The sequence below is a fragment of the Nocardioides sp. genome (assembly GCF_034670285.1).
Classification (GTDB): domain Bacteria; phylum Actinomycetota; class Actinomycetes; order Propionibacteriales; family Nocardioidaceae; genus Nocardioides.
On record NZ_JAXMNS010000438.1, the window covers coordinates 1 to 3,011 of the forward strand.

The window sequence follows — 3,011 nt, forward strand, 5'->3', positions numbered from 1 at the left end:
GCAGCCGGGGCGGCCGGCTCGGCAGCTGCTGCCGGCGCCTCGGTGGGCGCAGCAGGCGCTGCCTCGGCCGCAGGGGCCTCGACGACGGGCTCCGGGGCGGCAGGCGCCTCGGGCTCGGCGGCAGGCGCCTTGGGGCCAGGCTTGGGGCCGGGCTTGGCCGACGGCTTCTTGGCCGCAGGCGTGGGCGCGGGGGTCTCCGCCGCAGGTGCGGCGGCCTTGAGGGACTCACCGACCTCCTTGCGGAAACGCATCTCCGCGGGGAGCTCGACAGTGGAGCTCGCCGACTTGACGAACTCCCCCATCTCCTTGAACTTCTCGAGAACAAACTTGCTCTCGACTCCGAACTCCTTGGCGAGTTCGTGGACTCGGGTCTTAGCCACAATTCTCCTTCTGGCTCGACCCGCGTCCATTTCTTGATGGGGCGTGATCGAGCCTCAGTGGTGGTGCAAACTCATCGGAAAATACTCATCGAGTGCTCATGAGCTACTGCTCCAGTTCCCTGGTGGGTGATGGATGGGTGATCGACGATCGTTCACGTTTCTGAGGGGCGTGCCGTGCTGCTCTGGGTGGTGCTCGTGCTGTTGAGGTAGTCCTCGACCGGCGCTGCCGAGATCCCTGCGGGAAGGCGAAGCGCCCGCCCGAAGGCCCTGCGACGTACGGCGAGAGCGAAACACGTGTCCGTGGGGTGCAGATGCGCCCCGCGGCCGTGTGCTGTGGCTGTCGGATCGGGTACGACGACTGGTCGGCCGTGCGTATCCGAGCCGGCGGTCACCCGCAACAACTCGCTCTTGGCAACCCGCCCGCGACATCCCACGCACGTACGGACTGGGTCCGTGCCCTTGCGGGAGGTTGTCAGGTGAGTCACCGTTGGAAAGTCTAGCCAACCTGAGGCGGATCACCGAAACGGGATGGTCTCTGCACGTGGTTGCGCGTGGTTGCGGTTGATGTGGTTGCGGTTGGCTCTCGCGTCACCGGGTTTCGAGGCGCGCTGTCCGACCTCGTTCCTCGGTCGGAGCGCTTCCTCAACCTTCGCCGGCCACGAGAGGCCGTTCGTTCCTCACGGCCTCTCTGCCGTCTCCTCGTCGCCGTGGATGTCGATGCGCCAGCCGGTCAGTCGAGCGGCGAGTCGGGCGTTCTGGCCCTCCTTGCCGATGGCCAGGGAGAGCTGGAAGCTCGGGACGACGACGCGCGCCGACTTGGAGGCGAGATCGATGATCTCGACGCTGCTGACCCGTGCCGGCGACAGGGCGCTGGCCACGAGGCGAGCCGGGTCGGTCGACCAGTCGACGATGTCGATCTTCTCGCCGTGCAGCTCGGCCATCACGTTGCGGACCCGCTGGCCCATCGGGCCGATGCAGGCGCCCTTGGCGTTGACGCCCGACACGGCCGGCATCACGGCGAGCTTGGTGCGGTGCCCGGCCTCGCGCGCAACGGCAGCGATCTCGACCTGGCCGTTGGCGATCTCGGGAACCTCGAGGGAGAACAGCTTGCGCACCAGGTTGGGGTGCGAGCGGGTCAGGGTGACCTGGGGACCGCGCATCCCCTTGCGCACCGACAGCACCAGGCACTTGATGCGGGTGCCGTGGGTGTAGGTCTCACCGGGCACGCGCTCGCTGACCGGCAGGATCGCCTCGAGGCGACCGAGGTCGACCAGGACGTCGTCGGGGTTGCGGCCCTGCTGGATGACGCCGGAGATCAGGTCGCCCTCCTTGCCGGAGAACTCGCCGAACTTGATCTCGTCCTCGGCGTCGCGCAGGCGCTGCATCATGATCTGCTTGGCCGTGGTGGCCGCGATCCGACCGAAGCCGGTCGGGGTGTCGTCGTACTCCCCCACGACCTTGCCGTCGTCGTCCAGCTCGGCGGCCAGCACGGAGACGTGACCGGTCTTGCGGTTGAGCTCGACGCGCGCCTTGTCCTGGGCACCCGGCGACTTCTGGTAGGCGGTGAGCAGCGCCTGCTCGATCGCCTCGACGAGCACGTCGAAGGAGATCTCCTTCTCGCGCTCCAGCATGCGCAGGATGTTGAGGTCGATGTCCATCAGTCGTGCTCCGTCTCGTCGTGGTCCTGCATATCGTCGTCGAGGTCGTCGCCGACCTCGTCGTCGTCGTCGGGCTCCGTCTCGGACTCGTCGTGAGTCGGGTCGGCGGAGGGTCGGTTGAACTCGATCTGCACCAGCGCACGCTCGATCGACTCGAGGGCCAGTCGCTTCTCGACGCCCGAGACCTCCACGACGACGCTCTCCTCGTCGCTGTCGCCGATGCGACCGGTCACGGAGGAGCCGTCGGTCAGGGTCACCTTGACCAGTCGGTCGGCGTTGCGGCGCCAGTGGCGCGGCAGCGTCAGGGGGCGGTCGACCCCGCGCGAGGTGACCTCGAGCGTGTACGGCTGCTGGCCCATGACGTCGTTGTCGTCGAGCACCTGGTTGATCTCACGGGTGGCAGCGGCGACGTCGTCCATCGTGACCCCGCCGTCCTTGTCGACCGCGATCCTCAGGACGCGGCGCTTGCCGGCCGGGGTGAGCTCGACGGCCTCGACGTCCAGGCCCAGCGCGGAGAGAGGTGCGGTCACCTCGCTCTCGATCCGACTCATCAAGTCGTCTGTCGCGGACATCCGGGACCTCCCTGTGCTGTTGTGATGGTGCAGGCGAGCACTCTACCGGTGCCGGGGCACTCCTCACGCCACGTCGGCGGGCGAGCGGCGCCCACCAGAGGCTGCCCGTAGGCTCCTCGCCGTGTCCCGACCGCTGCCCCGCACGAGTCGCCGCGCCGCCCTCGGCGCGCTGCTGGCGACCACAGCCACTGGCTGCGCACTCCAGGGCACCTCCACGACGAGCCCGGCCTCCACGGACGTCACGAGGAGCACCGCCGGCACGGCGGCCGGCACATCGACCCTCAAGGAGACGAAGCGCACACCTGCCGGGACTCCTTCGGTCGATCCCGGCTCCGCAGACCCCGACTCCGACCTGGTGGCACTCGTGGTCGCCGAGCTGTCCGACGCGCACGCGCGCGTGC

5 protein-coding genes are annotated in these 3,011 nt (G+C 68.6%); 1 reads left to right on the top strand and 4 read right to left on the bottom strand.

Annotation, left to right across the window (positions count from 1 at the left end; all coding sequences use genetic code 11):
- The 4 genes from VOI19_RS17260 to rimP all read right to left on the bottom strand — a co-directional run.
- Positions 1-380 (bottom strand): translation initiation factor IF-2 N-terminal domain-containing protein (locus VOI19_RS17260; protein WP_323794188.1); only part of this gene is annotated, 380 nt, incomplete at its 3' end.
- Between the two features lie 152 nt (positions 381-532).
- Positions 533-865: a YlxR family protein gene (locus tag VOI19_RS17265; RefSeq protein ID WP_323794189.1), complete on the bottom strand. Its 333-nt coding sequence runs from the start codon at positions 863-865 to the stop codon at positions 533-535.
- 192 nt (positions 866-1,057) lie between these two features.
- Positions 1,058-2,038 (bottom strand): transcription termination factor NusA, encoded by a 981-nt coding sequence (nusA, locus tag VOI19_RS17270; protein ID WP_323794190.1) that lies wholly within the window; start codon positions 2,036-2,038, stop codon positions 1,058-1,060.
- Positions 2,038-2,610, bottom strand: coding sequence for a ribosome maturation factor RimP (gene rimP, locus VOI19_RS17275; protein WP_323794191.1), 573 nt, complete (start codon positions 2,608-2,610; stop codon positions 2,038-2,040). Before rimP ends, nusA begins: the two co-directional genes overlap by 1 nt.
- Before the next feature lie 121 nt (positions 2,611-2,731).
- Between rimP and VOI19_RS17280 the strand changes: the two genes are divergently transcribed.
- Positions 2,732-3,011: hypothetical protein (locus VOI19_RS17280; RefSeq protein WP_323794192.1), on the top strand; the 280-nt coding region annotated here is incomplete at its 3' end.